This window comes from Lewinella sp. LCG006, from assembly GCF_040784935.1.
Taxonomy (GTDB): Bacteria; Bacteroidota; Bacteroidia; order Chitinophagales; family Saprospiraceae; genus Lewinella.
In genome coordinates, this window is the sequence record NZ_CP160680.1 from 2,149,900 (window position 1) to 2,174,135 (window position 24,236).

The following is a 24,236-nucleotide window of genomic DNA, read 5'->3' on the forward strand; positions in this document are numbered from 1 at the left end:
TTAGTTTTTTGAATGATCAGTTTTTTGCTTTCCTTCCTTCGTTTTCTTGGGGCCACGTTCCAGGAATCGCCGCCACTTTCGGCCACCTTCTTGTTGTTTTTCCGTAAGGAAAGGATTTATGGTCGTGAAGAGGGAATCCGCTAGGACACTCCGCTCTTGTTGGTGTTGCTGCCCCAACTCGTGAAAGCGCTCGCCAAATGTTTTCAAAACCGGCCGCAACTCAGCTTGTTGCTCTTCGGTTGCCGCAATTTTCTCCAAAAAGAAGTCGCCAAAATTTTGGCCACGCTCCAACTGTCGAAAATGACGAACCTTTTGTTCTACCAGGTAGCGGTTGGTGAGAAACCCTCCAACGAAACCTACTAATAGTAGGCCCAACACGACCAGTATGACTTTGAATTTTTGCATTGGTTTATTTCACTATTTTATTAGTCTACTACTCATCAAAAGCGTAGACGTCATCCAATTCCATTTGCTCCAGCCCCAGAATGGCTTCCGAGTCCAGATTTCCAGAGGCATTGTAAATAAGGCCAAGACCTAGTAACAACGCAATACAAGCTGCTGCCGCTACGGAGCGCCACCTTACGATCAGCGGTCTCAACAACTGCTGCTCTTCTGGTAAGCGTTGTAAAACCCTGGCGGTAAACGAGGGACTGGGAGCCGGATGCAGTTGCTTCAAGGAATTCCTCAAGGCCTGCAATAGCGCAAGTTCGTCTCTGAGCCACTCTTTCGTCTCCAAAGCTTGCGCCAAACGGATACCTTCCGCGGGCAAAAGCTCACGATCCAACGACTGGCGCAGCAGTTCTAATAGCTCAGCATGTTCAGATGGACGGGATGACATAATTATTGTTTTAAAATTGGTTTCAAAATTTGTTGAAGCTCTTTTTGTGCCCTTGACAAGCGCGATGCTACCGTACCCATCGGGACATCTAACATCTTCGCTGTTTCGGAAACGGAATACCCTTCTACGAGTCTCAGTACAACGACTGCTCGTTGATCTTCGTGCAGTTGCCGCAAAGCTGCTTGTAGCGTGTCTCGCAAATCTGCCCTATCCGGCGACTGAGAACTATCGGCTTGTTCGGCGGCATTGTATTCCTCTAGCTTAGACCAGGGTAGCCAACGACGCTTTTTGCGCTTCGCAATAGCGGTCAGAGAGGTATTGATGGCAATGCGTCCGAGGTAAGTCCCCAGTGCAGCATCTCCCTGAAAATTCTCCAGTGCCCGGTAAAACTTCATGAATACTTCCTGAGCAACATCGTCTACTTCTTCCGTACCAAGCATTCCACCGATAATACCTCTCACGGTTGCTTCATGGCGCTCTACGAGCAAGCCAAACGCGCGGGTATCCCCTTTGCGAGCTTTTGCTAATAGTACATCATCGTAAAATGTTGCCGTCAAATCCAGTGGGTTGTATTCCTTGATCCAGTCAAAAACGAATATTCAATTTGTTTTTGTACTGTTGCCTACAGCATGTTTGGAGCAGATTACTTTTGAAAATCAATGATTTAGCGTTCTGGCTAAACTCAAAATCACGCGCTTGGCGGGTCAAGTAAGTGATTTTGAGTGACGCCAGGTTGCTAAATGCTTGGTATTCGGTGTAAGCAAGCTCCAAACATGCTCTTAGACCGAGGTCGTCGTCTTTTTTTTCCTGGGGTTGATTAATATTTAGGAAAAATAGTAAATTGTCCTAAGCTAACGATTCTGGAAAACCACCGCTGGATGAAAAAATCTACTGAGGATCATTTACCTCCCTACCGGGTGAGGCCTCGTTTTCAGGTCGTTACGGAAGACAACTTTGGGCAACTGGAAGACAAGATAGACAAAGCCCTCAAAGAGGAGAACGCGCCCTGTACTGGCCGCGTAAATCCCGGCTATATTACGCTCTACCTGCCTGCCGCAGTACAACATTATTGGTCGCCTCAGTTATCTATAACGCTGGATGAGACGGAAGAGGGCAAAACACTTATCCGTGGTGTTTACGGTCCACGTCCAGCAGTATGGACCATGTTTGTCTTTTTCTACGCGATTCTTGGCTTCGCCATTTTAGTCATTAGCATTATCGGAATGGCCAATCTTTCCTTGGAAAAATCGGGGACTGTTCTTTGGTTGGTGCCCTTGCTGGTTGTCGCTTTTCTATCGCTTTATCTGGTCGCCTTCTTTGGGCAAAAAGCCGGGCATGATCAAATGGTTACCCTCCATCAGTTTTTGGAAGAGAGCACCGGATTAAATATTGATCGGGAGCATCAGGCGGAGGCGGAGAGGGTATGATCCCTGATCAACGAAAGGAATCTAGACCATTTCCATGCCCTCTGGTCGAGGAGGAAGTTCATTGGCGGATTTTTCTAAAACATTCACATCTATAATCTCGTCGGCATTGGCCAAAAGGCGGCGACAGTCCTGGCTGAGGTCTTTGAGGTGAACCCTTTTGCCTACTTTGTGGTAACGCTCGGTGAGCTTATTAAGCGCTTCGATGGCGGACATGTCTACAACGCGGCTTTCGGCAAAATCGATGATGATCTCGTCGGGGTCATTTAGAACATCAAATTTTTCGTTGAATACCGTAACGGAACCAAAGAAAAGCGGGCCGTAAATTTCGTAGTGCTTCACACCATTTTCGTCAATATGCTTACGGGCACGGATACGTTTGGCATTGTCCCAGGCAAAGACCAGGGCAGCAATGATGACGCCAATCAAAACGGCCAAGGCCAGATTGTGGAGCACTGCTGTCACAAGCGTGACGAGAACCATCACAAAAATATCGGAAGGAGGCATCTTGGTGAAGGTTCTGAGACTGGCCCACTCGAAGGTGCCAATGGCCACCATGATCATAAGCCCCGTTAGGGCAGCTAAAGGGAGTTGTTCGATCAGACTGGCACCAAACATGATGAAGATCAGGAGCATTACCGAAGCGACAATACCCGACATCCGGGCACGGGCACCCGCAGAGATATTGATCAAGCTCTGACCGATCATGGCACAGCCTCCCATGCCAGAAAAGACGCCCGACAAAATATTTGCTATCCCCTGGGCTACAGCTTCTTTGTTGCCACGGCCGCGGGTTTCGGTAATCTCGTCAATGATATTGAGGGTAAGGAGACTTTCAATCAGTCCTACGCCGGCCACGATGGAGGCATAAGGAAAAATGATGGCTAAAGTTTCCATATTCATGGGGACATCAGGCAAATGAAATGGAGGAAATCCCCCTTTGATAGAGGCCATGTCTCCGACGGTTTTCGTGTCGATCCCGAATGCGACCACCAAACCAAAGATGCTCAAAATGGCAACCAAGGACGCAGGAACGGCTTTACTCAATTTGGGCAAACCCCAAATGATCAGCATGGTGAGTAACACCAGGCCACCAAACCAATAAAGGGCTGGGCCCGTAAGCCAGGCACCGCTGGCGTCTTTGAACTGATCCAACTGCGACATAAAGATGATAATGGCCAAGCCGTTCACGAAACCGAATATGACAGGATGCGGTACCAGTCGCATGAGTTTTCCTAACCGAAGGAAACCAGCCGTTGCTTGCAAGATACCCGCCAATACCACTGTGGCAAATACATACTCCACACCGTGTGAATAGGCCAGCGCCGCAATGACTACCGCTACAGCTCCGGTAGCACCGGAAATCATCCCTGGCCGGCCACCTAAGATAGAGGTGACAAAGCCCATGACAAAGGCTGCGTAAAGCCCCGTAAGGGGAGACAGCCCCGCGATTAAAGCAAAAGCTACAGCCTCTGGAATCAGTGCCATGGCTACAGTGAGGCCAGAAAGAAATTCCAGCTTATAATTAACATCCTGAGAGAGGTCGAACAGGTTTAAATACTTTTTCATTCTTTCTTTTATGTTCATCTACCACCAAATATCCGCTCATGGCGGATGCTGTGGAAAAGAGAAATTAGTGGTGGTGGTTTTTCGGGCAGAGAGGCTACAATTTCGCCAGCCTCTTGAAAAGAAGCCGCAAAGGTACGCTTTTCTGGAGAATCAGAACGAATGATGGTTATCAATCCTCTCGAGTGGTTAATTCCGCATTATTATTGGTGAATTACCTGCTAGTGGGTTGTGCTCTCCGGATGAATTGGTATCGTGGGGGTGCTGCGCTGTGCTTACTGCGTCGGCGGTAGCCGTCCCGAGGCTTTGGGACGAGCTTTAGGGAGGTAGCAGGTTACTTTGTGATGTAGCACCTTCTGAGTCCAAGTACCAAGTACCGTGAGATTGGAGTTAGGTCATTACCTTATGATCAAACTCCCCCAATCTCGCATCAATTAAGCCCTGGCACATTGAGGATGAACCCTACTTTGAAGACATTTTCGATAGAAACATCAGGGTCTTCGCTCAATATTTTGCGTAAGCGGCTGATAAAAACGTCAAAGCTGCGGCCGAGGAAATAGTCGTCTTTGCCGTAGATGCGCCTGACGGCCATGTCGCGTTTCAGGATGCGGTTGCGATGTTGGCAAAGGAGCAATAGAATTTCGCTTTCCTTTTCCGTTAAGCGGCGAATATCCGAGTCGAGCTTTATTTCCTGTCGGGAATAATCAAATAAATAGCGGCCAATTTCAAACTGTTGCGCTGCTGGCTGAACGAGGGTAGCCTCTTCGCTACGTCGCAAGATCACTCTGATTTTGCAGAGCAATTCTTCTTCGTCGAAAGGCTTGGTCAGGTAGTCTTCGGCACCTAGCTGGTAGCCTTTGAGTTTGTCTTCTTTGAGGAGGCGAGCGGTTAAAAACAAGAAAGGAAACTGGGGATGTTTGTTACGGATATGCTTGGCGAGACTAAAACCGTCCATGCCGGGCATGGTAATATCCAGCACCCCCAAATCATAATCTTGCTTTTGCAGTTCCTGGATCGCCGATTGGGCATCTTTGCGCCAGGTCACTTTCATACCTTCCAGTTCAAGGAACTCCATCAATAAAAAACCCAGATTGAGATCGTCTTCCACCAATAAGATGCTATGTTGGTCCATGTTGCGAGCGTGGTTTTAAGATTTTGGCAGGGTGATTTCAAAGCGTGTACCTTGCCCCTCGGCACTGAATACATTGATCTGCCCCTTGTGTAAGTCGACAATACGCTTGACATAGGCGAGGCCCAAACCAAAACCTTTGCAATTGTTGCGCGATGTTTGTTGGCGATAAAAAGGGGTGAATATTTGCTCCTGCTGCACCGTCGATAAGCCGGGGCCATTATCGCTGACCGAAAAAAGGATCCGGTCGCCAATATCCTTGAGTGCTATGCGAATATCGGCATCTTCGCCAGCATACTTGAGGGCATTGTCTAGCAGGTTGCGCAAGGCATTTTGCAGATGCAGGGAATCGACCTGAACGAGCGGAAATTCAGCTGGAGGCGTAAAATCGATACTTGCATTTTGTTTGGCAACTTGCAGGTTCATCGCCACAATGGTAGATTGAAAAAGCTCCACTAAATCACAGGATTCTTTGCGCAGGAGGTAGTCGTTTTTTTCTAATCGTGCGAGGTAGAGGACTTGTTCCACTTGCTGCATGAGTTGGGTCGCTTCACTTTGGATGATGTTCAGGTGGGGCTTACCTGCAGGTACCAGGGCTTTGCGCTCCAAAAGACTGCTGGCCAATTTGATATTGGTGAGTGGCGTACGAAATTCGTGAGCCATGTGGTTGAAGAATTCGCGGTTCAGATCGCTCATCTTCTTCTCCCGCAAGAGGCGGTAAGTTGCGTAAAAAAACAAAAGGCAGATGAGCAAGAGGATCCCAAATGAAGCCCCCGTCATCATGCCCATTTTATTGAGCATGTATTTTTTACGGCCCGCAAATTCCAGATTCAGGAAATGGCTATCGGTCTGGGTGATTGGATCCAAGGCACAGGAATAGGGGGGCAGTTCGGCGTTGGCTTCCTGAAGCGTGTCTGGTGCCTTAGCACAAACCCTGGCTTCGTAGGGGAGGTTGATGTTGAATCCAGCGAGTGTGGAGGAGAGCGTTTGCGCAAAAAGATCGGTCTTAATCAATTCATTTAATTCTTCTCCGCATTCCACCACCGAGGGCACACAGGCTTGCCCGAAAGGAGTTTGAGCGCCTTCTTGTTGTGCCAAGGTTTGCACCGTACTACATAAGGCGGTATTGACATTGGTTTGGAACTGTTCTTCGATCAATTGTTGCGACTGACGAAGCCAAGCCACCTGTATGGCAATCAGCACGGCCATGGCGACGGCAGACGCCAAAACAAGGTAAGTACTGGTAGCGTATCGCATAGTTTTAGTCGGTAGAAACAGTGCAAAGTAAAGCTTTTATACTGGACCCCACCCTGCGTTTAACAGCTTTTTAACAGCTGACTAACAGCTAAAAAACAGCAACTTGGCTGGTATTCCTCTAGCTTTGCTTACGAATATTGCGCAATAACAATTTGAGTTGTTTTTGTGCTGTTTTTTAAAAAACCGGTAACTCAGCGGAACTGAGTGATTATAAAATTTACAATTATGCTACGCTTACTTCTTCTTTGCGCATTTGTTACGGTAGGTCTTGGCTTGTCTGCCCAAGATGCTGCTGCTAAACCAGCTTGCAACCCTGCCCAGTGTGCTTCGAAATCTACTGCCAGCACGAGCTGCCAGGCGAAAACAACTTCGGTTACCGCTACCAGCGCAACTGCGCCAGAACGGGCAAACGCGGTTGCTGAAAAGCAAGCAGCACCTGTAGTCGCTCAACCTGCGCTTTTCAAGCTGACGAGCCTGACGCCTGCTCCCGCCAACTGCCAACCTGCTGATTGCAACAAAATTTGTGACCCTAGCCAGTGTGCTCCGGCTAAAGGCACTAGCACTGCAGCAGCGCCAGCAGCAAAAACAACTACGCTTGCTGTAAAGCAAGAGTAATACTAGACTTTAATGCTTTTTCACTGAGACAGGCTGCGGTAATCCAAAGTAGATTACCGCAGCTTTTTTATTTTAAAAACTAGTGGTTCCGCTCGGGCTGAAAAGGGAGCACCTTACTATCATAATCACTGATAATGTTCCCTGCTAATTTTATAGTAGCCTTCCATTCTTTCACATTGTGATCCTTGAAATTTGCATCGGCAAAATGAATATACAAAGTGAGATAGTAGCTTGAAGCATTATAGTAGCTGACGGTGTCATCAAAATCCTTAAGATTAAAAGGAGCTGAGATTTTTTTGAAGTTGTCAAAACTGTAGGTCCGCGTAGCAGGGATGTAGGTATTCCCATCGTACGTCAGATGCACGTTAAGGTTATTGATGTAAAGGGCGATATTTTCAGCACTCCAGTCGGTCCAGCCTTCTTCCTTTGGCAAGGGAAAAGTAACGCGAAAGTGAGGATCGATGACTTCGGATTCGGAGACTGTTGTTTTTGGGGGGGGAGGAAGCTTGTTGGCCATAATAAAGATTAGGTTGTGCCAATCGAAAATGATCAATTCGTTTTTGGGCAGGCCATTGTGTGTATGGTAACGTTACGTTGGTGCCCAAACGATTGGTTATCTAAGATCAACGGATGGATAAATTAAGGTTTGATTATTAATGTCACTATTACCAAAAAAGGTAAGTGGGAAATCCTGCTTTTTATTCCAGCAATACAAAGCCGGCCCAATAAAAAGCAGCAGGATAGGCTTTGCGCATCTCCAGGCGGGCGGCACTGAAAGCAGATCGAATATCCTGCTGTTCGGTCAACCAGAAGCGATAGAAGTGTTCCATAAAAAGTTGGGTTTGGTAGTCGGAGATTTGCCAGAGCGTCATCATTACATAACGGCTCCCTGCAATCTGAAAAGCGCGTTGTAAACCATAGACCCCTTCTAAGCTTTGCACATCCCCTAAGCCTGTTTCACAGGCTGAAAGAATGACCAATTCTGTATCACTTAGGTCAAGGTGACTGATTTCGTAAGCGGTAAGGATGCCGTCTTCTGTTCTTTCTGTAAGTGTACTTTGATTGGTCCAGGCCGCATTGGCCCCGGCCAGGATCAAACCTGAGCGGATCATCGGGTTTTGGGCTGCTGCGATGTTATGATTTACCTGAGATGTTAACTCATCCGGATCTGGAAAAAAGTAACCATGTGTAGCTAAATGAAGAAGACGAGGGCTTTTTAAATCATCATTAGGCTTGCCAATTTCCTTAAAGAAAGACTCTGTAGCCTGGTCTTGAATTTGACTGATGGTGCGAAAGCCTGCCGGTTCAAGTAGGTCTTGTGCATTGATGATTTCAACCTCCGTCCAGGGCAAGGGTTGCCAAGCTGAGCTGGCACGGGAGGGATCGCTTTGAAAACGCACCCCTCTGTCCATTCCCTCAAAAAAAGAAGAGACATCTGCGGTCGTCGTCATCGATGGCGTAGCATCATAGTCTATAGCGCCAAATAATACTGCTGTTGCAGCATGTGTAGCTAGATGCGACCTTTTTTCTAGCAACTCCCGACTGCTCGTGAGGAGACTCAGCTGATAAGTATCACTCAGGGTCTTCCCTTCTGGAGTAGGCAAAGCCGCCAGATTCAGGCGGTGTAAATTCCCCGCTTTCACTAAGTAGAGTTTACTTAGCTCAGGAAAATTGGCTAGCTTTTCATTTAAAGGTTGCCAAATCAATTCATAGATTTGTTTTCCCCGACCAGCGTAAGTGTACAAATCGTTTATGTAGTCTTGTTCTGAGATACCTAATCGCTGTAGCTGCCTATCTAGCTCTTCTTCGGTGCAAAGCGGAATAAACAACGGAGATGTAAGATTTGGCATTAGCAAAAGGACACCAAGTTTATTGGTATGTTCCGCTATCCGGTCCGTGTAATGGACAAATTCTAGTACGGCCGCTCCTGACTCCAGTGTACTTTGAATGGTTTGCCAATTGACCTTGTCTTCAACATTGCCCAATTTTGCTATTTCCCTGGCGAGAATTTTTTCTAATCGATCGGCTTCTTCTTCCAGGGCAGCGAGCTCACTACGGGCATCTAATGGAGTCGCATACTGCGCCGCCAATTGGCGATGGACACCGCGCAGTTGTTCCAGGTATTCGCGCCCTAGCGAATCAGCGGGAAGGAACTGGTTAACACGCAAAGCCTTATTAAGTAAGAAGCCACGATGTAGCAGAATTTCGTCGAAGCAAAGGTCAGCCATCTCTGGATACCTTTCGGTGAGGGTGAAGTAATAGTTGAGATTTTCTCTAAAATCTTCTGCATACTGGGCCATTTCTGTTTCGGAAAGATGGCGTACTGCATTCTGGAGAGGCAAGCGGGAAATTGCTGCCAAAACGCGTAATTTTTCTGCGGCTTGTCCGAATTCTTTTAAAGCAAATTCCGTCTGAATAAGCTCCCTTAACCCTTTCCGATAACGCCGATGGTGTTGGCCTAAAGCTTGAAGAATGATAGAAAGGGAAATAGTTTGCTCTTGTTTAGCCTGCTCGTAGGCTCCCATTTCATAAAACAGACTACCAAGATTCTGCCGGTAGAAGCCGTAACTCTGGTGAGTTTTCATACCCAAAACCTCTAAGATACTTAAGGCTTTTTCCAAATGATATTGCCCTTTGTCAAAGGCCCCTGTTTCGAGATAAAGGAGCCCTAAGTGATTATAGAGGGTAGCAGTAAGCTCATCCTTTGATCCAAGTTCTTGCTCCACCTTTTGCAGGGCCAGCAGGTAGTATTTTTCAGCGAGCTGGTAATCTCTTTTCGCTAAATAGACCGACCCCAGATTGTCTAAAGCTTTTAAATAATCTATATCCTGGGTGTTGCCACTTGATTCATAGTAGGTTTTTACACGCAGGTAGTAGGTCTCGGCTTTGTCAAACTGATCAATTTCATAATAGAAGGCTCCCAGGTTGAGCAGGTTGAGTACATAATGAGGATGTTGATCCCCCAAAACTTCCTCCCGTATCTCCAAGGCCTTAAGGTTGAGAGCCTCCGCATCTTCATAATTGCCCAATTCCCGGTAAAGTACCGCTAGATTGCCCAACGCAGCGGCAAAAGGAGCGCTTCGTTCACCGAAAAGATTACGCCTCACCAGCAAGGCTCCTTTATACAAAGGCTCTGCTGACTCAAACCGCCCTAGTTTCTTATAAACCACTGCCAGGTTGTTCAAGCTCTTGCCATAGTCTTCGTGTAAATCCCCCAACACTCGTTTGCGGATACGCATGGAGGGCACGTACCACTCCACGGCTTTCTGGTAATCTCCTTTGATGTGGTGGATGCGGCCTTCATTGAAGCAGACTGCAGCATAAGCGGCTGATTCTTGTCCACAACAGGTCTCCGCTAAGGCGAAGGCTTTGGCGTTGATGGCCAAAGCAGCTACAAATTCACGCTGCTCTGTGAGGGCACGAGACTCCTTAATGAAGGCGTCTAGTTCAGGTAGGATAAGCGTTGCGTTGTTTTGGCCACTCATGCTTAGCACCCAGCTAACTAAAAACAGAAAGGCCAGTGCAGGCCGTAGGGCGTTGTAATTGAACAAGGGTGGAAAAAGGGTCATCTCAACTTATTTTTATTTTTTTGAATCAGCGAGCTCAAGATAAAGTTGCTCCACCTTATCTCTAGCCCAGGGTGTTTTTCTTAAAAATTTAAGACTAGACTTGATGGAAGGATCATTTTTGAAGCAATTGATGTCGATTTTCATCGCTAATCGTTCCCAGCCGTAATGTGTGACTAATGACTCTAAAATAGTTAATAATTTCACTCCGTGGAGCGGGTTGTTAGGCTGTTCGTTTTTGGGGTTGGGGTTGTGGTTCATAAGAGGGGGAGTTTAGTTAACGTGAGGTTTGGGGGGTAAAATCTGATCACCAGGTAGTTACTTCCCCCCAACCTCACCGTACTTGGTATTGGGTACTGTGTACTTGGATTAAAAAAGTGTTCTCTCTGAGTACCTGGTACTAAGTACTTAATACAGTGAGGTTTAGTGACGGGATTCCTCTAGTTTCAAGAGCTTTGTGCACCAACCTTACGCTAGTTAGATTTTTAGAAGTGCCTCGAGCGTGTTCAAAATTAGGTGTATCGCGCAAACCTACCAGTCAGACCGGTCCTCCGTATTTTTTAATTACAGCTTATCAATTAGATACATTTGACTGTTTTTAGTCATGCACCCATTTCTTAACAGTCTCGAAGATATTTACTTTCTTGTAATCTCCTTTACTGTACAAACAAGTTCTACTCCTAATAATTATTACCTAATGAGCAACTGTGCTATAAGAATTGTACTACTTGTTTGCGTATTTATTAATGGTCTTCTTTCTCAGCCCAATAGTTTTTTCGTCACCTACGGTGGAGAAGAACTGGATCTTGCTTTTGCGTTATCACCTACCCAGGATAATAACTATGTTTTCGTCGGAGGTAGCAGCAGTTTTGGAGAGGGATATGAAAATACATGGTTGGTAAAAACAGATATTGAGGGTACGTTGCTTTGGCAAAAAGCTTTTGGTGGTGATTATACAGATACAGGCTATAGTGTACACGAAACTAGCGACAATGGATACTTAGTGGCGGGAGTGCGCGGAAGATTCGATCCCTTTGGCGGTAACGTCGCTGATGCCTACGCCTTAAAAACCAACAGTGACGGAGATACACTATGGACTTTTTTGTGGGAAGTAGGCCCAGATTCCAGAGCTTCCTTCGATGCGGTCACAGAAGTCAACGATAGCACCTACATATTAGCGGGCACAACTGATGCGGAAATTAACGGTGGGCCTCCTAAAAGCATACTCGTAGCACTGAATAGCGATGGAGATCAACTCTGGGAAAAGATGTACGAGCCTTACTCTTATACCTACACAATGATACCAACTAGAGAAGAAGGATACTGCATAGGTGGATTTTACGGGGTGCTAGGCGGCTTCGTAGAACCGCTGCTTATCGTTGCGGATATCCAGGGGGACATGATATGGACTAAGCGAGGGACAGAATTAGGTATTGGACTTGGTACTGTAACTAGTGTGATACAGGATGAAAATAACAATTATCTGGTTTTGGGTAATACACAATCTTCTGACCCGGACGTATTTGTTAGTAAACTGGATGTAAATGGTAATCTTTTATGGAGCAGGCGGTACGGTGATTCCTCCATTGATCAGGCTTTTGGAATCGTTTGCGATGAGGACGGCGGGTATACCTTCGGCGGCAATACGCCTTTCGATCTGGTTACGGGGGATACAACCCCATTAAATGTCTGGTTAGTTCACCTGGATAGTGAGGGAGAAATGGTTTGGGAAAAAACTTTCGGCACCGAAGAACGGGATATTGGGAGAGATTTGCAGAAAAGCCCCGATGGCGGTTACGTCATTACTGGTTATACCGATCTTTTTTACAACGCTTTCCTCGCCAAAACCGACAGCCTAGGTAATATTGATGTTTTCACTTCGGTCTTTGCGCCCGATTTGTCAGCACTATCTCTCGAAGCATTCCCTAATCCCGCCTCGGACGAACTGACGGTTGTTTTACCAGAAAACCTTACCTTATCGGTTGGCAACTTTATTTATACCATCACCGATTTATCGGGGAAGACCATCAGGCGAGCCGCGATAACCCGTAATCCGACGGACAAGCACACATCGCTTTCTGTCTCCATTACCGACCTCCCCAGTGGCTTTTATGTGATATCGCTGAACGATGGTGAAAGAACTTATGCTGCTAAATTTGTCAAACAATAAGCGAAGCGTTGCCAAAACCGATAGCCTCGGCAACGTCGATTTTTTCACCTCTGCTTTTACACTCATTGTAGTAGCACTATCTTTAGATAGCATTTCCTAACCCCGCTCGAAAGCACTCTCATATCGAAATACTACAAAAGTGTAGTCCACGCTATTGTATAATAAATAGCAGTATTCTGTCGATCAGATAGATCAATAATGGTCCTAATAAAATTATACGCTTCAGACTCCGTTCTGGAAAAGTCCACTTTTTTATTGCTACATAAATGAAAGAGGACAAGATTCCAATATTATATACATACTGAACAAATGGCCTGTAGGGATACGGATTATAAAAGCACCTAAACATCGAGGTATTAGTACTCATAACCTCTGATTGAAATATATGGTATACACTCACGGCTTCTAAGCACACACCTGCCATAAAGATTGCTCCTAATAACCAGAAAAACCAGCCAATTCTACTCTTAGGATACTGCCCTATTTCCTCGTCGAGTATACTATTCTCTAACATCTATTTTTTAGATTACTATACTTTTACCAGAGTCAATTCTTTCCTCCCCCCATAAACCATCCCCACATGAGGAATCCCATCCTCCAGGTAGATCTCGCCTACGGGGTTGAAACCTACGGAACCGTAATACCCTCTCAGGTGGGCCTGTGCCGATAACTTGATGGGCACGGCTCCCCAGATGGCTTTTACGTGTTCAATGGCCGTCGTCATGAGGGTGCGGCCGAGTTTTTGGCCGCGGGCAAAAGGGGCGGTAATCACTCGGCCGATGGCGGCGTAATCCTGGTAGCTGCTCCCTGTAGGCAATAAGCGGGCGTAGGTGGCCAAAGCACCGTTTTCCGTAAGGCCCAGTAGGTGGTAAGCTTGCTGGTCCTTGCCATCTGCATCGAGGTAGGGGCAGTGTTGTTCTACCACAAAAACCTCCTGCCGCAAAGCTAGCAATGCGTACAAATGGTCTTTACTCAGTTCATCGTAAGAAAGGCACGAGTAGTGGATTTTCATGGTTGTGGGTTGTCTTAGAAACAACTCAAACATACGAAAGTCATTTCATTTTGGGCCTCTGCTATTTGGCATTCGGAGGTAGTTCTTTTGGGTGAAATACAGAACCACGCAACTCTGCGTACGCAGGATTCTGAAAGAGGCTTACCGGAAGAATAAAATAAAAATCATATTTTACTTCTCTAAAACACTAATCCCCTATGCTAACGAAGTATTCGCATCTTTTTCAGATCGATATCCATCATTCCTATTTTTCGAACGGTATTTGTCCGGGGCTCCAAATTAAACCTACCCGAATTTCTCAGCAGATCATGAATGCCTACGGGATTAGGATGAAAAATTCCCCCTCGGGAGTGGTCATCTATCAAGCTGTTGAAGATCAGGGGACAGGCAATAATGAAAGCAAGATTAAAGCACCTGTTGTGCTCAGTTTTTCCCTGGAATCCAGCGATCCTCTGTTTTTGAACTATACCCAAATGGATATTGCTGAAAGCGATGCAAAAATATACTTTTCCAGTACGCTACCTTCAGAAGCTGATGGCCTTATCCCTATTTCTCCGAAGAACAAGGTTACTTTCACCTCAATTCAGCAGACCATACAATTTTCACCACCTCCAGAGAATACCGCTCTTACGATTAAGCTTTATACCATTGCTGGTGAAAAAATATACGAAGAGGTACTGAGCCCGGAAGACGCAGCAAGGGGTACTTTTCAATTAGTCATTCCCGATGAAGGGGAGCTGTTGCTTAATCTGGAAACAGAAGACGGCCAGGTACAAGAACAAAGCCTTTATGTGCTTTCTGATCGAGTCCACTCCTATAATTTGTTGGGAGTACTGCAAATAGTTGTCTTCCCTTCGGTAGCACAAGCCTTACTTGATGGCCAAGGCCCTGTTTATCAACTTGATTTTTCTGCTCGAAAAACGACTTGGCGGTACTATTTTATCGATAGAGGTCAAAACGGTTTTGATCAATTCAAATTGTTCAAAAATGGGGAAGCCCTAACGGAGGTTGGAGGTCCTGAGGCCGTGCAATTACCCGGCGGCCAAACGGCGCAGGTTATGACTTTGCAATCACCAATGGCACTCCAGGAACGGCCTAGTGATAAGATCGAACTGGAAGTAAGCGGCGGCAGTCAAAGTCTGATAAAGTTACAACTCCCCAGTCCCAATGTAAATAGAATCACACCCGGAAAGGACGAAAACGGGCAGCAAGTCTTTTATTCTGATATTTACGTCTACCTATAAACTCACCCTATCATGGCTAAAATCTATAAAACACCCGGCGTTTACGTTGAAGAAACAAGTGCTTTTCCTAATTCAGTAGCGCAAGTTGAGACGGCTATTCCTGCTTTTGTGGGCTATACCGAAAAGACTGTTGACAACAAAAAAGACCTCGCGCTTAAACCAACTCGCATCTCTTCTTTCGGCGAGTTTATCATGTACTTTGGTGGTGCACCAAAGACGACTTATTCGCTAGAAAATGTTCGACAACAAGATCCGAACAAGCCCTATAGGATTACCCCCCAAAGCCATCGTTACCTGCTTTTTTATAGCATGAAGTTGTTTTTTGCCAATGGCGGATCAAGCTGCTACATTGTTTCCGTTGGGGATTATCAGGATTCGATTACCCAAAGCCGCTTAGCAGAGGGCATTCAAACCCTTGAACCAGCGCATGAACCCACCATGCTGGTGATTCCCGACGCCGTGTTGTTGGAGCAACAAGAATGTTACACCTTGCAGCAAACCATGCTGGAACATTGTGCTTCGCAGCGCAACCGAATAGCTATCCTGGACATCTTTGACGGTTTCAAGAAAAGCGTACCAGGAGACGACGTGATCTCCGCATTCCGTACCGGCATCGGCGGCGATCATCTGCAATGGGGAGCGGCCTATTACCCCTGGGTGGAGACAAATATTGTTGGCAATGACGAAGTTGATTTTACCAACATCGACAATGGTTCCATGGTGGCCTTTATAGAGCTACTCAAAGAAGACATTGACCTACAGGTAAAGGCTGGCTCGCTCAAGCCAACCAGCGCAGACAATATTCGTGCTGTCATTGAGCAACTTCGCCCCACCAAGGCAAGCCTTCCGGAAAAGGCCGAAAAAGAAGACATCAGTAAACCACTTTCAAAAGAAGACATCCACCGAACGCTACTGGCAACTCACCCCCTTTACAAAGCCATCATGCAAAGTGTGCGAGAGCACCTGAATCTACTCCCTCCCAGTGGTGGTATGGCGGGAATTTATACGATGATCGATAATACGACAGGGGTATGGCAATCACCGGCAAATGTTTCTATGAACGCCGTCGTGAAACCAGCGGTCAATATCACCAATATTGAACAAGAAGACCTTAATGCCCCCCTGGATGGTAAAGCGGTGAACGCCATCCGCAATTTCCTCGGCAAGGGAGTGCTTGTTTGGGGAGCCCGCACCCTGGATGGCAACAGTATGGATTGGCGCTACATCAGTGTGCGACGTACCATTATTTTTATCGAGCAATCCGTAAAATACGCGGCAGAAGCTTATGTTTTTGAACCTAACGATGCGAATACCTGGGCTAGCCTCAACACAATGATTCGTAACTTCCTAACCAATATTTGGCAGCAAGGTGCTTTGGCTGGTGCTACACCACAGGATGCTTTCTTTGTGAACATCGGCTTAGGTACCACCATGACCCCAGTGGATATTTTAGAGGGCTGGATGAAAATAAACATAGGAGTTGCCGTGGTAAGACCTGCAGAATTCATTGTCATCCAGCTACAGCAACAAATGCAAACCTCATAAGTCTAGCTCAAATTTTTAATCTAATTGCAAAAATATGTCAGATCAAGATAACCTTTGGCCCGTACCCCAATTTCATTTCAAAGTGACCATCGGTGACAAAGTTGAGATCGCTTTTCAAGAAGTCATGGGCCTGGATGCCGAGTACGACATCATGGAATATCGCGCGGGTAACAGTGTCGATTTTTCGACGGTGAAGATGCTCGGGTTACGTAAAGCTTCGGATGTGACCCTGAAAAAAGGGCTGTTTAAGCAAGACACCGCCCTTTATGACTACTTTATGGAGGTAAAGATGAATACCGTTCAGCGCGAGACCGTTACCATTCAACTGCTAGACGAGGAGCATAACCCAATGTTTACCTGGACCTTGAAAAATGCTTACCCTACGAAAGTAACCGGCACGGACATGAAGGCCCAAAGTTCGGAAGTAGCGGTTGAAGAAATCGTATTAGCTCACGAAGGCCTTTCTTTTGAAAAAGCTTAAAACAATAAAACCCACTATGGCTATTTCCCCACTTATTGAAGACCAGCAGTTGATCTCTTTTATTGTACTCATCGAAGGTACCGCATTGTCTGATGTGCTGGATGTTGTCAAAATAGAGGTCACCAGCAAAATTGGTAACATCCCTTCGGCGACTGTCGCAATGTTGGCACCCTCAGGAAGAAGTTTAATGGCAGCGATGGAGGAGCTTGCACCAGGAAAAAATATTGAAATAAAGTTAGGGTATCAACAAGATAATCAACGGGTTTTTTCTGGCATTATCACCGATCAATCCCTTGAGGGCAACGAGGGCCAGCGCATGAAGCTTGCGGTACATTGCCTGGACAAAACCTTTACCCTGGACCAGGTGCCCGACAACCAGCTCTTCAGTGAGCTTACCGACAAGGAAATAATTAGTACCATCTTGAGCGAAAGCGGCTTCCCCTTAGAGGTAGAGGAGACGAACGTTCGGCACCAGCGAATGAGCCAGTTTCAAATGACCGACTGGGGCTTCATCCAAGCCCGAGCAGAGGCCAATAACTTACTGGCTTACGCCGAAAACGGGAAGGTTTTTGTAAAAGCGAGTGCCACAGCCAGTGATCCTGACCTACGCCTCACACAAGACCAAGATGTTTGGAGCTTTAAATTCAACACCAGGGTCAATGATGCTCAAGCCTCGCAAACAGGGGCAAGAAGTTTATTGCGAAAAAAAGCTAAGGTTGCACCAAAAAGTGATCCTAAATCAAGTACTGCAAGAAGTAGTGCCCCATTAGCTAAGCCTACGGGAGCAATCACCTTTTTCGGCAATGCATCCCCGCGCCTCAACAGCACCATTGAACTTGCCGGGTTTGGCGCACAATTCAACGGCAAGCACTTGATCACCGGCTTCCACCATCTGGCTGAAAGTGGCCAGTGGAAAACTACCGTGAACATTGGGCCAGCAACGGCGGCTGTTGACACGGCGCTCCCTCCGTCGCCGGGCATTCTCACTGGAAAGGTCTTAGCGCTGGCAGGTGACCCCCTCGGCAACCACCGTGTTTTGATAGATGTTCCGGAGTTGGATGCTACGGGAAGCGGCCTTTGGTCGCGCATGGCCAGTTTTTATGCTAGCCCGGGAAAAGGAGCTTTCTTTTTACCCGAAATAGGAGACGAAGTGTTGCTGGGCTTTGAGGAAAACGACTTGGCACAGCCCCTTGTATTGGGTGCGCTTTATGGTACAGCCCAAGCTCCTCTCTATCCTATGGAAGATGACAACCACCTCAAGGCCCTCCTCACCCGCAGTGGGCTTAAACTGGAATTTGATGACGACAAGAAGCAACTGACTTTAGCTACACCAGCCAATAATACCATCGTATTGTCGGATGAGGAAAGTAGCATCGTCATCAGTGATCAGCACGGCAATCAGATCACGATGGATGCTGCTGGAATAAAATTCAAAAGCTGCCAGGATATTGAACTTGATGCGCCGGGTGAAATTGTGGTCAAGGCTACTACCAATGTTGAGATAGAAGCCGGCGCCAGCTTCTCCGCACAAGGCAATGCCCAAGCTGAAATGAAATCCAGTGGCATGACAAAAGTGCAAGGATCAATGGTGATGATCAATTAATAATCAAAAAGACAACAAAGCTTATGCCACCAGCAGCAAGACTAACAGATATGCACGTATGCCCGATGGTAACCCCGGGGATGCCCCCCATTCCACACGTCGGCGGCCCGATTGTAGGGCCTGGTATTCCTACTGTATTGATCAACGGAATGCCTGCTGCCGTGTTGGGAGACATGTGTACTTGTGTGGGCCCTCCGGACAGTATAGTAAAAGGCTCAGCAACGGTCATGATCGGCGGCAAACCCGCGGCCCGAATGGGTGATTCGACTGCCCACGGAGGCAGTATTGTCGTGGGTATTCCGACGGTGATGATTGGCGGTTGATAACAAAACAGCAATACTTGTCATGGACGAACTCAATGATGGCTTATACATTGATAATGCAGGATTGGTGATCCTGGCACCTTTTCTTCCAAGATTTTTCCAGCAACTGGGTATGGTGGAAGATGGTTCTTTCATCACAGCATCCGATGCGGAGCGGGCGGTACTCCTATTGCAATACCTGGCTACCGGGCAGCAAAAAACGGAAGAACATCTTCTGCTTTTCAACAAAATTCTTTGTGGGTTGCCGCTGGACTACCCGGTACCTTCCTCCATTGAAATAACGGAAGAAGAAGCCAGCATGGTAAGATCCCTCCTTAATGCAGTACTGCAAAACTGGGACAAGATGAGTAATTCGAGCGTCGATAATTTGCGAGCTTCCTTTCTGCTGCGTGAAGGGCTCTTGAAGGAAGAGGAAGACCATTGGGGGCTTGTGGTCGAGCCTAAGGGTTATGATATTATATTGAGCTTTCTGCCCTGGACGATCTCTGTTGTTCATTTGCCATGGATGGAGAAGCGGGTTGAGGTGGATTGGAAGACAAGTATGGGGTAAAGTGATTTCTCTAAAAAACGGATAGTTAGATAGGATGGAACACGGATTTAACGGGATTTAACAGGATTTACACGGCTTTAAACTAAGAGGAACTTGCGATAACCCAGAAGAGGTAGAGCCTCTTCATCTCTTTACCTTACGGGCTAATATGAGCGATGTTTTATTTATCAATCATCAACCTCCATAGTCGTTCATTGACCTTCTTTTCCCCTCTGGATATAATCAGTTGACGAAGCTCAGGTTCGTGCGATCTCAACTCCTCATTGTTAATATCAAGCTCTGCAATTCTTCTCGACAGCTTAGCACTTGAGTAATGAGTAGCGTTAATATCATTATTCTAAACAAGCCTGTAAGTTTCATCATTTGACAAATGCGTTCCTATTGTTAATTTCACTCACCTCCCCCTAAAACGCATACCCAAACCCCAACCGCCCCTTCAAGAATTCTCGCTTTTCAATAACACTATTCGCTTCACCGAACGACCACTGCACGTTGGCGTCAAGCAAAACGCTCCAGTTTTTACCTAGGTAATAATCAAATCCGAGCGTTAGCCAAGCATCTTCGAGCAGGAGGTGACGGTTTAGAATATTATCCTGGCTCAGCAAGTAATAGTTGTCATTTCCTTCGTATTCATAATTCAGGAGTGATTGGGTAGGCCGAATAGCCATGAGACCTGCTCCCAGGTAAGGGCTCAGTCGCCTTTTCACGAGCATCCGGTATTTGATGCCCAAGGGGATTTGCCAATAGCGAAAATCGCCTTGTAGTTTTTCTAGCTCATCTCCCGGAGTATTGGGAGGAAGTAGAGGAAAACCGCTAAAATCGACGTCGTCATCGTGTTTGAGGCCGAAGGTATTGGCCAGATATTCTGCTCCGAGTACAATACTAAAATGGCGGTTATAACTAAGCTCTGCTAAAAGTGCACCAGAGAAATTAGACTGTTGCTCTAGCTCGGGCAGTCCTCTTGCGGCAAAGGTACCCGCACTAAATCCAATCTTTACGGCCGAAGGTAAAACGGGCGCAAGGCGTTCAGACAAGGTCTTTTTACCTTGTTCAATGGTTGGGACAACAATGGCAGGTAAGGCCTGTTCTTCTGAATAATTCAGAAAAAAGAAACGAAAAGGTAAGCGTGCTGTGGGGCCTTGGTTCCACCTGGTATTGGTTGTTTCTCCCTCGGTCAAATTTGCTGCACCTACTGCCAAGAGGTCTTTTTCTGCGGCGGCTGGCCCGGGTAATCCTGGCCCGGTATTTAATGTAGTAGGCGATGTGTGCGTTGGAAAAAATCTGCTTAGGTAAGCATCATTCGCAGCGGGTTTTCCTGGCCAAAGACTACTGGGCGAAGAAGGCTGGGCTCCTGATAACAGCGAAGAGGCTGGATAAAGTTGTTGTTTTGCGTTGGAATCATCACGGGTACCGCGCTTCTCATAAACGGTACGATAAATGGTATCATACTCCACAACAACCGTTCTGCGCACGATGGTGTCCATGATGGTCACCTGCTCATGAGGTGTTCTTTGTTGCAAATGGGCCAATTCGGCACCTTGTTGTTGATAAGCTCCCCATAGCCAAAACAGCAGTAACAGCGGGATTGCAGCCGCCAATATGGGCAGCCACCAGAAGGGGAATCCTGATTTTGGCTCGCCTTTATCCAGTTGATCAAGCCGCCCTTCTAAATCCTGCCAGACGCGTTCCTCAAATGGATAGTCCGGCGGGGAATTCAGGCTCTCCCGAATCTTATCCTCAAACTTATCGTCCATCTCGGTAGCGTTTTGCCAAAGGCGTTTGGTTTATGTTGTTTTGTAAAATTTTCCTCGCTTTCGCGTAATTCGATTTGGAGGTCCCCACGCTGATGTTGAGTTGCTCGGCAATTTCGTGATGCTTGAATCCTTCCATCACGTATAGGTTAAAGACCAGGCGGTAACGGGGTGGCAGTTGTTGCACATGCGCTAAAACGTCTTCGTAAAGCAGCTTGTTCCATCCTTCGTTTTCTCCGTCAGTGATAGCTACTTCTTCAGCTACGGGGTAAACCTCCAGTTTCTTGTATTTGCGGTGGTAGTCAATGGCCGTGTTGACCACAATCTTTCGTAACCATGTTTTAAACTCATAAGCATCATCGTACTGGTCCAATCTGGTGAAGACCTTCAGAAAACTTTCGTTGAGGATTTCCTCTGCCTCCGCGCGATTGTCTCCATAACGCAAGGCAATACTAAAGGCGTAGCCATAGAAAAGCCGGTACAGCTTTTTCTGGCCAGAACGATTACCTTGCCGGCAAGCTTCAAGCAACAGTTGTAGGTGGCGCTTATTATCCTCCAAACGGATGTTTTTTAACCCGTACGCGAGTTTTCAAAAAATGGTTGCCTACTGTTCAAGATTACTTCAGCAACTGCTTCTCCAGCCAGTCTCGTTCCAGTATGTCCGTTACGGGGGGTAGCTGCTGCGCCAGGTCGCTTCTTTTTTGTGGTTCAAAAGCAGGTATTTTAGCCATTTGTCGCACCACAGTAATAAACGCTTTCACTTGTGCTTTCAGGCTTGGCTTTGCTAATGTTTGCCGGTAAATATAAACGCGATAAGCTTCCAGGAAGTGTAGCAAAAGTTCGATTTCCTTGCTTTCCCAATATATCTTCACCAGCAAATTTTTAGCAGCAATGGCCAGTAGAAGGTCGCTTAAATCCAGCTGGTTCAGTAAGCTTTGGGCGGTTGCATAATCCCCTTCGTAATACCTGGTGTGGGCCAGGTTGTAGTGGTAAATGTTTTCTTGTGCTGCGGTAGGCAGATAGGCTCGGTATTTTTCAAGAAAATCAGAAGTCCAGCGGATGCGGCCAGTCCGTAAGCCTACTGTGACGAGGTTGCTGTAGCGCCATGGGGGCAAAAAACCATGCTCCAGCAACATCCCTTTTTCAATGAGGTGGGTATTCAGGTCAAGATAAAACTCGTAATACAAGGGATCATTCTGAATCCTTATTTGCTGGGTACAATGGTTGAGCAAGTAGGTGTAGAAATTTTTCAACAGCTCGGGGGGAGTCACCGTTTCATAATTTTTGAGCAACTCGTTTGCCTGGCGAAAATAGGCTTCTTCAGCAGGATGTTCTACCATTTTCAATACGGCTGAATAAAGCTTAATGATCACCGCTCGATGGTAGGGGAGCTGCTCCGACCAGGCTTTTACATCTTCAGCCAGTCGTAGCTCATAGGGGATATCGAGCACTAGCCCCGCATTCGTCATCTCCAAAAGGTAAGGGAGTTTTTTGGCCAGGTAAGCATGGTCTAAAGCATCGGCAGCAGCCTGTAATTCCGGGTGATAATTCCGTTCGTAGTTGCTCAGGCTCCGAAATTCGCTTTCTTTTAACTGGCTCAAGTATTCCCAGTAATCGGCATCCTGATAGGGAGCATCATCTAATAACTTTTTTAGCCGTCGCGCAGTAGTTTGGTAATGTTTATCGAGTTTTGCCTCTTGGTAGTACTGCAACAAAAGCAATTCTCGCCGTGGAGCATCATTAAGCACTTGATCGATAACAATGCACTGCTCCAACGCTTGCAAAAGATCACTACAGCGGTAAGCGAGTTCTTTGGTGCTAATTTTCAGCGCTTTAGCAATCGACTCTTTTTTGATCTGATCCCCTTTAAATCGAGGAGCAAGGGGGTGGAGATATAGGAATAATGCCAGAATTTTGGTATTTTTATTAACCAACATTCCCGGCAGGCGTTCCGAAAAACGCTGCAACTGTGCCTTGCTAAGCACGCGAAACAATGTCACTAGTTTACTTTGCTCCATAACGGGCCGATTATCCATCAACCCTACAAAAATGCAATTTAATCTCCTATTCTGCTTATTTATCCTCAGTGGCACCCTGTTACCGGCACAGGTTGTTTTCCCGGGCGACCTCAACAACGATGGAACAGCCAACTACCTTGACCTCCTGCCGCTGGGGGTGGCTTATGGCCAAACAGGCCCCATAAGATTTGAGGCGACGCTAAACTGGCAACCCCAAGAAGCAGAGCTTTGGGGACTCAATTTACCCGTCAGCGGGGTCAATCTTGTCTCCGTCGATGCGGATGGCAACGGTATTATAGATTCGCTCGACCTGGATGCCATCGCCTTAAATTACGACAGCCTGCAGACATTGTCATTACCTCCGCCCCAACCTTACCTGCTTACAGATACCTTCCTGGTAGAGGAACGGCCGACATTGGAACTGCGCTTCAATCGCACCGAAGCAACCGCAGGAGATACCGTAGAAGTCACTATTTTTCTCCATATCCCAGACCCCTCCGTTTTTCCACCCACGAATCCCCCTACGGCAATAGCTTGTCAAATAGCTTTCGATCCTACCATGATCAATGAAGCAAGTACGCGGTTTCTGGCAGCAGAAAATTCCGAAGATTTGATGTTCATCGGAGCTGGTACAAATAATGTCGATTTTGGACGCTCACCGCTTTCCGGGCAGCTTGAGTTTGCCGCTGCAGGCCGTGGACAAGGTGCCCTGGCTATGAGCCGCCCCGTAGGCAAGTTCATCATCGTCATCGAAGACATGATTCTGCTGGAAGGTAGCCCAGGGTTTGATATCAATGATGCTTTACTGATCAACTTGAATGAACAAGTCATCGACATCCAAGTGGAGACGGATAGCCTATTGATTGTGAATACTCAAGCACCAGCAATTACGGCCACCTCGCTACGGGCTTATCCCAATCCTTGTACGAAGAGCTTGCAACTCTGTGGTGGAAGCGACCAAGAGGTCAAGCTGTTTGATCATCAAGGGCAATTGCTGCGGGTCTTTCAACAGTTTGGCCAAGATTGCCAGCAAATAGATATGGATGTTTATCCTGCTGGGGCTTACTTCTTTGGCGTACAAACCCCTGAAAATTACCAGACGCTGAAGGTTATTAAACAAGAAGAATAACGCGCTTTTTACCCC

At 46.8% G+C, this 24,236-nt stretch carries 23 protein-coding genes; 10 read left to right on the plus strand and 13 right to left on the minus strand.

Annotated elements, in window-relative coordinates:
- Genes AB0L18_RS07390 through AB0L18_RS07400 form a run of 3 tightly spaced genes read right to left on the minus strand, consistent with a single transcriptional unit; the run spans window position 1 to window position 1,395 of the window.
- Window positions 1-405: a hypothetical protein gene (locus AB0L18_RS07390; protein ID WP_367391948.1), complete on the minus strand. Its 405-nt coding sequence runs from the start codon at window positions 403-405 to the stop codon at window positions 1-3.
- Window positions 406-433: 28 nt separating this feature from the next.
- Window positions 434-838, minus strand: coding sequence for a hypothetical protein (locus tag AB0L18_RS07395; protein ID WP_367391949.1), 405 nt, complete (start codon window positions 836-838; stop codon window positions 434-436).
- A gap of 2 nt (window positions 839-840) precedes the next feature.
- Window positions 841-1,395 carry an RNA polymerase sigma factor gene (locus tag AB0L18_RS07400; RefSeq protein ID WP_367391950.1) on the minus strand — a complete coding sequence of 185 codons (555 nt, stop codon included), beginning with the start codon at window positions 1,393-1,395 and terminating at the stop codon, window positions 841-843.
- 321 nt (window positions 1,396-1,716) lie between these two features.
- Between AB0L18_RS07400 and AB0L18_RS07405 the strand changes: the two genes are divergently transcribed.
- Window positions 1,717-2,265, plus strand: a complete 549-nt coding sequence (locus AB0L18_RS07405; protein ID WP_367391951.1) for a hypothetical protein — start codon at window positions 1,717-1,719, stop codon at window positions 2,263-2,265.
- Between the two features lie 21 nt (window positions 2,266-2,286).
- Here the strand turns inward: AB0L18_RS07405 and AB0L18_RS07410 are convergent, their stop codons facing one another.
- From AB0L18_RS07410 to AB0L18_RS07420, 3 genes are all read right to left on the minus strand, one after another.
- On the minus strand, window positions 2,287-3,831 hold the full coding sequence (locus tag AB0L18_RS07410; RefSeq protein WP_367391952.1) for a SulP family inorganic anion transporter: 1,545 nt from the start codon (window positions 3,829-3,831) through the stop codon (window positions 2,287-2,289).
- 427 nt (window positions 3,832-4,258) lie between these two features.
- A complete protein-coding gene (locus AB0L18_RS07415; RefSeq protein ID WP_367391953.1) occupies window positions 4,259-4,960 on the minus strand; it encodes a response regulator transcription factor in 702 nt (233 codons plus the stop codon).
- Between the two features lie 15 nt (window positions 4,961-4,975).
- Window positions 4,976-6,214, minus strand: a complete 1,239-nt coding sequence (locus AB0L18_RS07420) for a sensor histidine kinase (protein WP_367391954.1) — start codon at window positions 6,212-6,214, stop codon at window positions 4,976-4,978.
- Between the two features lie 225 nt (window positions 6,215-6,439).
- Here AB0L18_RS07420 and AB0L18_RS07425 point away from each other — a divergent pair, with 225 nt between their 5' ends.
- Entirely contained in the window at window positions 6,440-6,829 is a 390-nt protein-coding gene (locus AB0L18_RS07425) for a hypothetical protein (RefSeq protein ID WP_367391955.1), read from the plus strand.
- A gap of 79 nt (window positions 6,830-6,908) precedes the next feature.
- On the opposite strand, the gene AB0L18_RS07430 is transcribed toward AB0L18_RS07425, so the two are convergent.
- From AB0L18_RS07430 to AB0L18_RS07440, 3 genes are all read right to left on the minus strand, one after another.
- Window positions 6,909-7,346 (minus strand): hypothetical protein, encoded by a 438-nt coding sequence (locus tag AB0L18_RS07430; RefSeq protein WP_367391956.1) that lies wholly within the window; start codon window positions 7,344-7,346, stop codon window positions 6,909-6,911.
- Between the two features lie 181 nt (window positions 7,347-7,527).
- Window positions 7,528-10,398: a CHAT domain-containing protein gene (locus AB0L18_RS07435; RefSeq protein WP_367391957.1), complete on the minus strand. Its 2,871-nt coding sequence runs from the start codon at window positions 10,396-10,398 to the stop codon at window positions 7,528-7,530.
- Between the two features lie 12 nt (window positions 10,399-10,410).
- Window positions 10,411-10,656, minus strand: coding sequence for a VF530 family DNA-binding protein (locus AB0L18_RS07440; protein WP_367391958.1), 246 nt, complete (start codon window positions 10,654-10,656; stop codon window positions 10,411-10,413).
- A gap of 436 nt (window positions 10,657-11,092) precedes the next feature.
- Between AB0L18_RS07440 and AB0L18_RS07445 the strand changes: the two genes are divergently transcribed.
- Entirely contained in the window at window positions 11,093-12,565 is a 1,473-nt protein-coding gene (locus tag AB0L18_RS07445; protein ID WP_367391959.1) for a T9SS type A sorting domain-containing protein, read from the plus strand.
- Between the two features lie 529 nt (window positions 12,566-13,094).
- Here AB0L18_RS07445 and AB0L18_RS07450 read toward each other — a convergent pair.
- A complete protein-coding gene (locus AB0L18_RS07450; RefSeq protein ID WP_367391960.1) occupies window positions 13,095-13,577 on the minus strand; it encodes a GNAT family N-acetyltransferase in 483 nt (160 codons plus the stop codon).
- A 197-nt stretch (window positions 13,578-13,774) separates the two neighbouring features.
- Here AB0L18_RS07450 and AB0L18_RS07455 point away from each other — a divergent pair, with 197 nt between their 5' ends.
- The 6 genes from AB0L18_RS07455 to AB0L18_RS07480 are packed head-to-tail and all read left to right on the plus strand — an operon-like array spanning window position 13,775 to window position 19,323.
- Window positions 13,775-14,821, plus strand: a complete 1,047-nt coding sequence (locus tag AB0L18_RS07455; RefSeq protein WP_367391961.1) for a hypothetical protein — start codon at window positions 13,775-13,777, stop codon at window positions 14,819-14,821.
- A gap of 12 nt (window positions 14,822-14,833) precedes the next feature.
- Window positions 14,834-16,366 carry a phage tail sheath family protein gene (locus tag AB0L18_RS07460; RefSeq protein ID WP_367391962.1) on the plus strand — a complete coding sequence of 511 codons (1,533 nt, stop codon included), beginning with the start codon at window positions 14,834-14,836 and terminating at the stop codon, window positions 16,364-16,366.
- A gap of 34 nt (window positions 16,367-16,400) precedes the next feature.
- Window positions 16,401-16,847 carry a phage tail protein gene (locus AB0L18_RS07465; protein WP_367391963.1) on the plus strand — a complete coding sequence of 149 codons (447 nt, stop codon included), beginning with the start codon at window positions 16,401-16,403 and terminating at the stop codon, window positions 16,845-16,847.
- A gap of 16 nt (window positions 16,848-16,863) precedes the next feature.
- Window positions 16,864-18,450, plus strand: a complete 1,587-nt coding sequence (locus AB0L18_RS07470) for a phage baseplate assembly protein V (RefSeq protein WP_367391964.1) — start codon at window positions 16,864-16,866, stop codon at window positions 18,448-18,450.
- 23 nt (window positions 18,451-18,473) lie between these two features.
- Window positions 18,474-18,773 (plus strand): PAAR domain-containing protein, encoded by a 300-nt coding sequence (locus AB0L18_RS07475; RefSeq protein WP_367391965.1) that lies wholly within the window; start codon window positions 18,474-18,476, stop codon window positions 18,771-18,773.
- Window positions 18,774-18,795: 22 nt separating this feature from the next.
- Window positions 18,796-19,323 (plus strand): contractile injection system tape measure protein, encoded by a 528-nt coding sequence (locus AB0L18_RS07480; RefSeq protein WP_367391966.1) that lies wholly within the window; start codon window positions 18,796-18,798, stop codon window positions 19,321-19,323.
- A 404-nt stretch (window positions 19,324-19,727) separates the two neighbouring features.
- Here the strand turns inward: AB0L18_RS07480 and AB0L18_RS07485 are convergent, their stop codons facing one another.
- From AB0L18_RS07485 to AB0L18_RS07495, 3 genes are read right to left on the minus strand one after another with little or no spacing between them, the layout of a single operon-like run.
- On the minus strand, window positions 19,728-21,077 hold the full coding sequence (locus AB0L18_RS07485; RefSeq protein ID WP_367391967.1) for a hypothetical protein: 1,350 nt from the start codon (window positions 21,075-21,077) through the stop codon (window positions 19,728-19,730).
- Window positions 21,067-21,633 (minus strand): RNA polymerase sigma factor, encoded by a 567-nt coding sequence (locus AB0L18_RS07490; protein ID WP_367391968.1) that lies wholly within the window; start codon window positions 21,631-21,633, stop codon window positions 21,067-21,069. Before AB0L18_RS07490 ends, AB0L18_RS07485 begins: the two co-directional genes overlap by 11 nt.
- A gap of 58 nt (window positions 21,634-21,691) precedes the next feature.
- Window positions 21,692-23,092, minus strand: coding sequence for a hypothetical protein (locus tag AB0L18_RS07495; RefSeq protein WP_367391969.1), 1,401 nt, complete (start codon window positions 23,090-23,092; stop codon window positions 21,692-21,694).
- 31 nt (window positions 23,093-23,123) lie between these two features.
- On the opposite strand from AB0L18_RS07495, the gene AB0L18_RS07500 reads away from it, so the two are divergent.
- Window positions 23,124-24,221 carry a T9SS type A sorting domain-containing protein gene (locus tag AB0L18_RS07500; RefSeq protein WP_367391970.1) on the plus strand — a complete coding sequence of 366 codons (1,098 nt, stop codon included), beginning with the start codon at window positions 23,124-23,126 and terminating at the stop codon, window positions 24,219-24,221.
- The last annotated feature ends 15 nt before the right edge of the window (window positions 24,222-24,236 follow it).

What these genes read in the sequence shown, in the direction of transcription:
- AB0L18_RS07390 (WP_367391948.1), bottom strand. Translation starts at nt 405, where the DNA reads ATGCAAAAATTCAAAGTCATACTGGTCGTGTTGGGCCTACTATTAGTA.
- AB0L18_RS07395 (WP_367391949.1), bottom strand. Translation starts at nt 838, where the DNA reads ATGTCATCCCGTCCATCTGAACATGCTGAGCTATTAGAACTGCTGCGC.
- AB0L18_RS07405 (WP_367391951.1), top strand. Translation starts at nt 1,717, where the DNA reads ATGAAAAAATCTACTGAGGATCATTTACCTCCCTACCGGGTGAGGCCT.
- AB0L18_RS07410 (WP_367391952.1), bottom strand. Translation starts at nt 3,831, where the DNA reads ATGAAAAAGTATTTAAACCTGTTCGACCTCTCTCAGGATGTTAATTAT.
- AB0L18_RS07415 (WP_367391953.1), bottom strand. Translation starts at nt 4,960, where the DNA reads ATGGACCAACATAGCATCTTATTGGTGGAAGACGATCTCAATCTGGGT.
- AB0L18_RS07420 (WP_367391954.1), bottom strand. Translation starts at nt 6,214, where the DNA reads ATGCGATACGCTACCAGTACTTACCTTGTTTTGGCGTCTGCCGTCGCC.
- AB0L18_RS07425 (WP_367391955.1), top strand. Translation starts at nt 6,440, where the DNA reads ATGCTACGCTTACTTCTTCTTTGCGCATTTGTTACGGTAGGTCTTGGC.
- AB0L18_RS07430 (WP_367391956.1), bottom strand. Translation starts at nt 7,346, where the DNA reads ATGGCCAACAAGCTTCCTCCCCCCCCAAAAACAACAGTCTCCGAATCC.
- AB0L18_RS07435 (WP_367391957.1), bottom strand. Translation starts at nt 10,398, where the DNA reads ATGACCCTTTTTCCACCCTTGTTCAATTACAACGCCCTACGGCCTGCA.
- AB0L18_RS07440 (WP_367391958.1), bottom strand. Translation starts at nt 10,656, where the DNA reads ATGAACCACAACCCCAACCCCAAAAACGAACAGCCTAACAACCCGCTC.
- AB0L18_RS07445 (WP_367391959.1), top strand. Translation starts at nt 11,093, where the DNA reads ATGAGCAACTGTGCTATAAGAATTGTACTACTTGTTTGCGTATTTATT.
- AB0L18_RS07450 (WP_367391960.1), bottom strand. Translation starts at nt 13,577, where the DNA reads ATGAAAATCCACTACTCGTGCCTTTCTTACGATGAACTGAGTAAAGAC.
- AB0L18_RS07455 (WP_367391961.1), top strand. Translation starts at nt 13,775, where the DNA reads ATGCTAACGAAGTATTCGCATCTTTTTCAGATCGATATCCATCATTCC.
- AB0L18_RS07460 (WP_367391962.1), top strand. Translation starts at nt 14,834, where the DNA reads ATGGCTAAAATCTATAAAACACCCGGCGTTTACGTTGAAGAAACAAGT.
- AB0L18_RS07465 (WP_367391963.1), top strand. Translation starts at nt 16,401, where the DNA reads ATGTCAGATCAAGATAACCTTTGGCCCGTACCCCAATTTCATTTCAAA.
- AB0L18_RS07470 (WP_367391964.1), top strand. Translation starts at nt 16,864, where the DNA reads ATGGCTATTTCCCCACTTATTGAAGACCAGCAGTTGATCTCTTTTATT.
- AB0L18_RS07475 (WP_367391965.1), top strand. Translation starts at nt 18,474, where the DNA reads ATGCCACCAGCAGCAAGACTAACAGATATGCACGTATGCCCGATGGTA.
- AB0L18_RS07480 (WP_367391966.1), top strand. Translation starts at nt 18,796, where the DNA reads ATGGACGAACTCAATGATGGCTTATACATTGATAATGCAGGATTGGTG.
- AB0L18_RS07485 (WP_367391967.1), bottom strand. Translation starts at nt 21,077, where the DNA reads ATGGACGATAAGTTTGAGGATAAGATTCGGGAGAGCCTGAATTCCCCG.
- AB0L18_RS07495 (WP_367391969.1), bottom strand. Translation starts at nt 23,092, where the DNA reads ATGGAGCAAAGTAAACTAGTGACATTGTTTCGCGTGCTTAGCAAGGCA.
- AB0L18_RS07500 (WP_367391970.1), top strand. Translation starts at nt 23,124, where the DNA reads ATGCAATTTAATCTCCTATTCTGCTTATTTATCCTCAGTGGCACCCTG.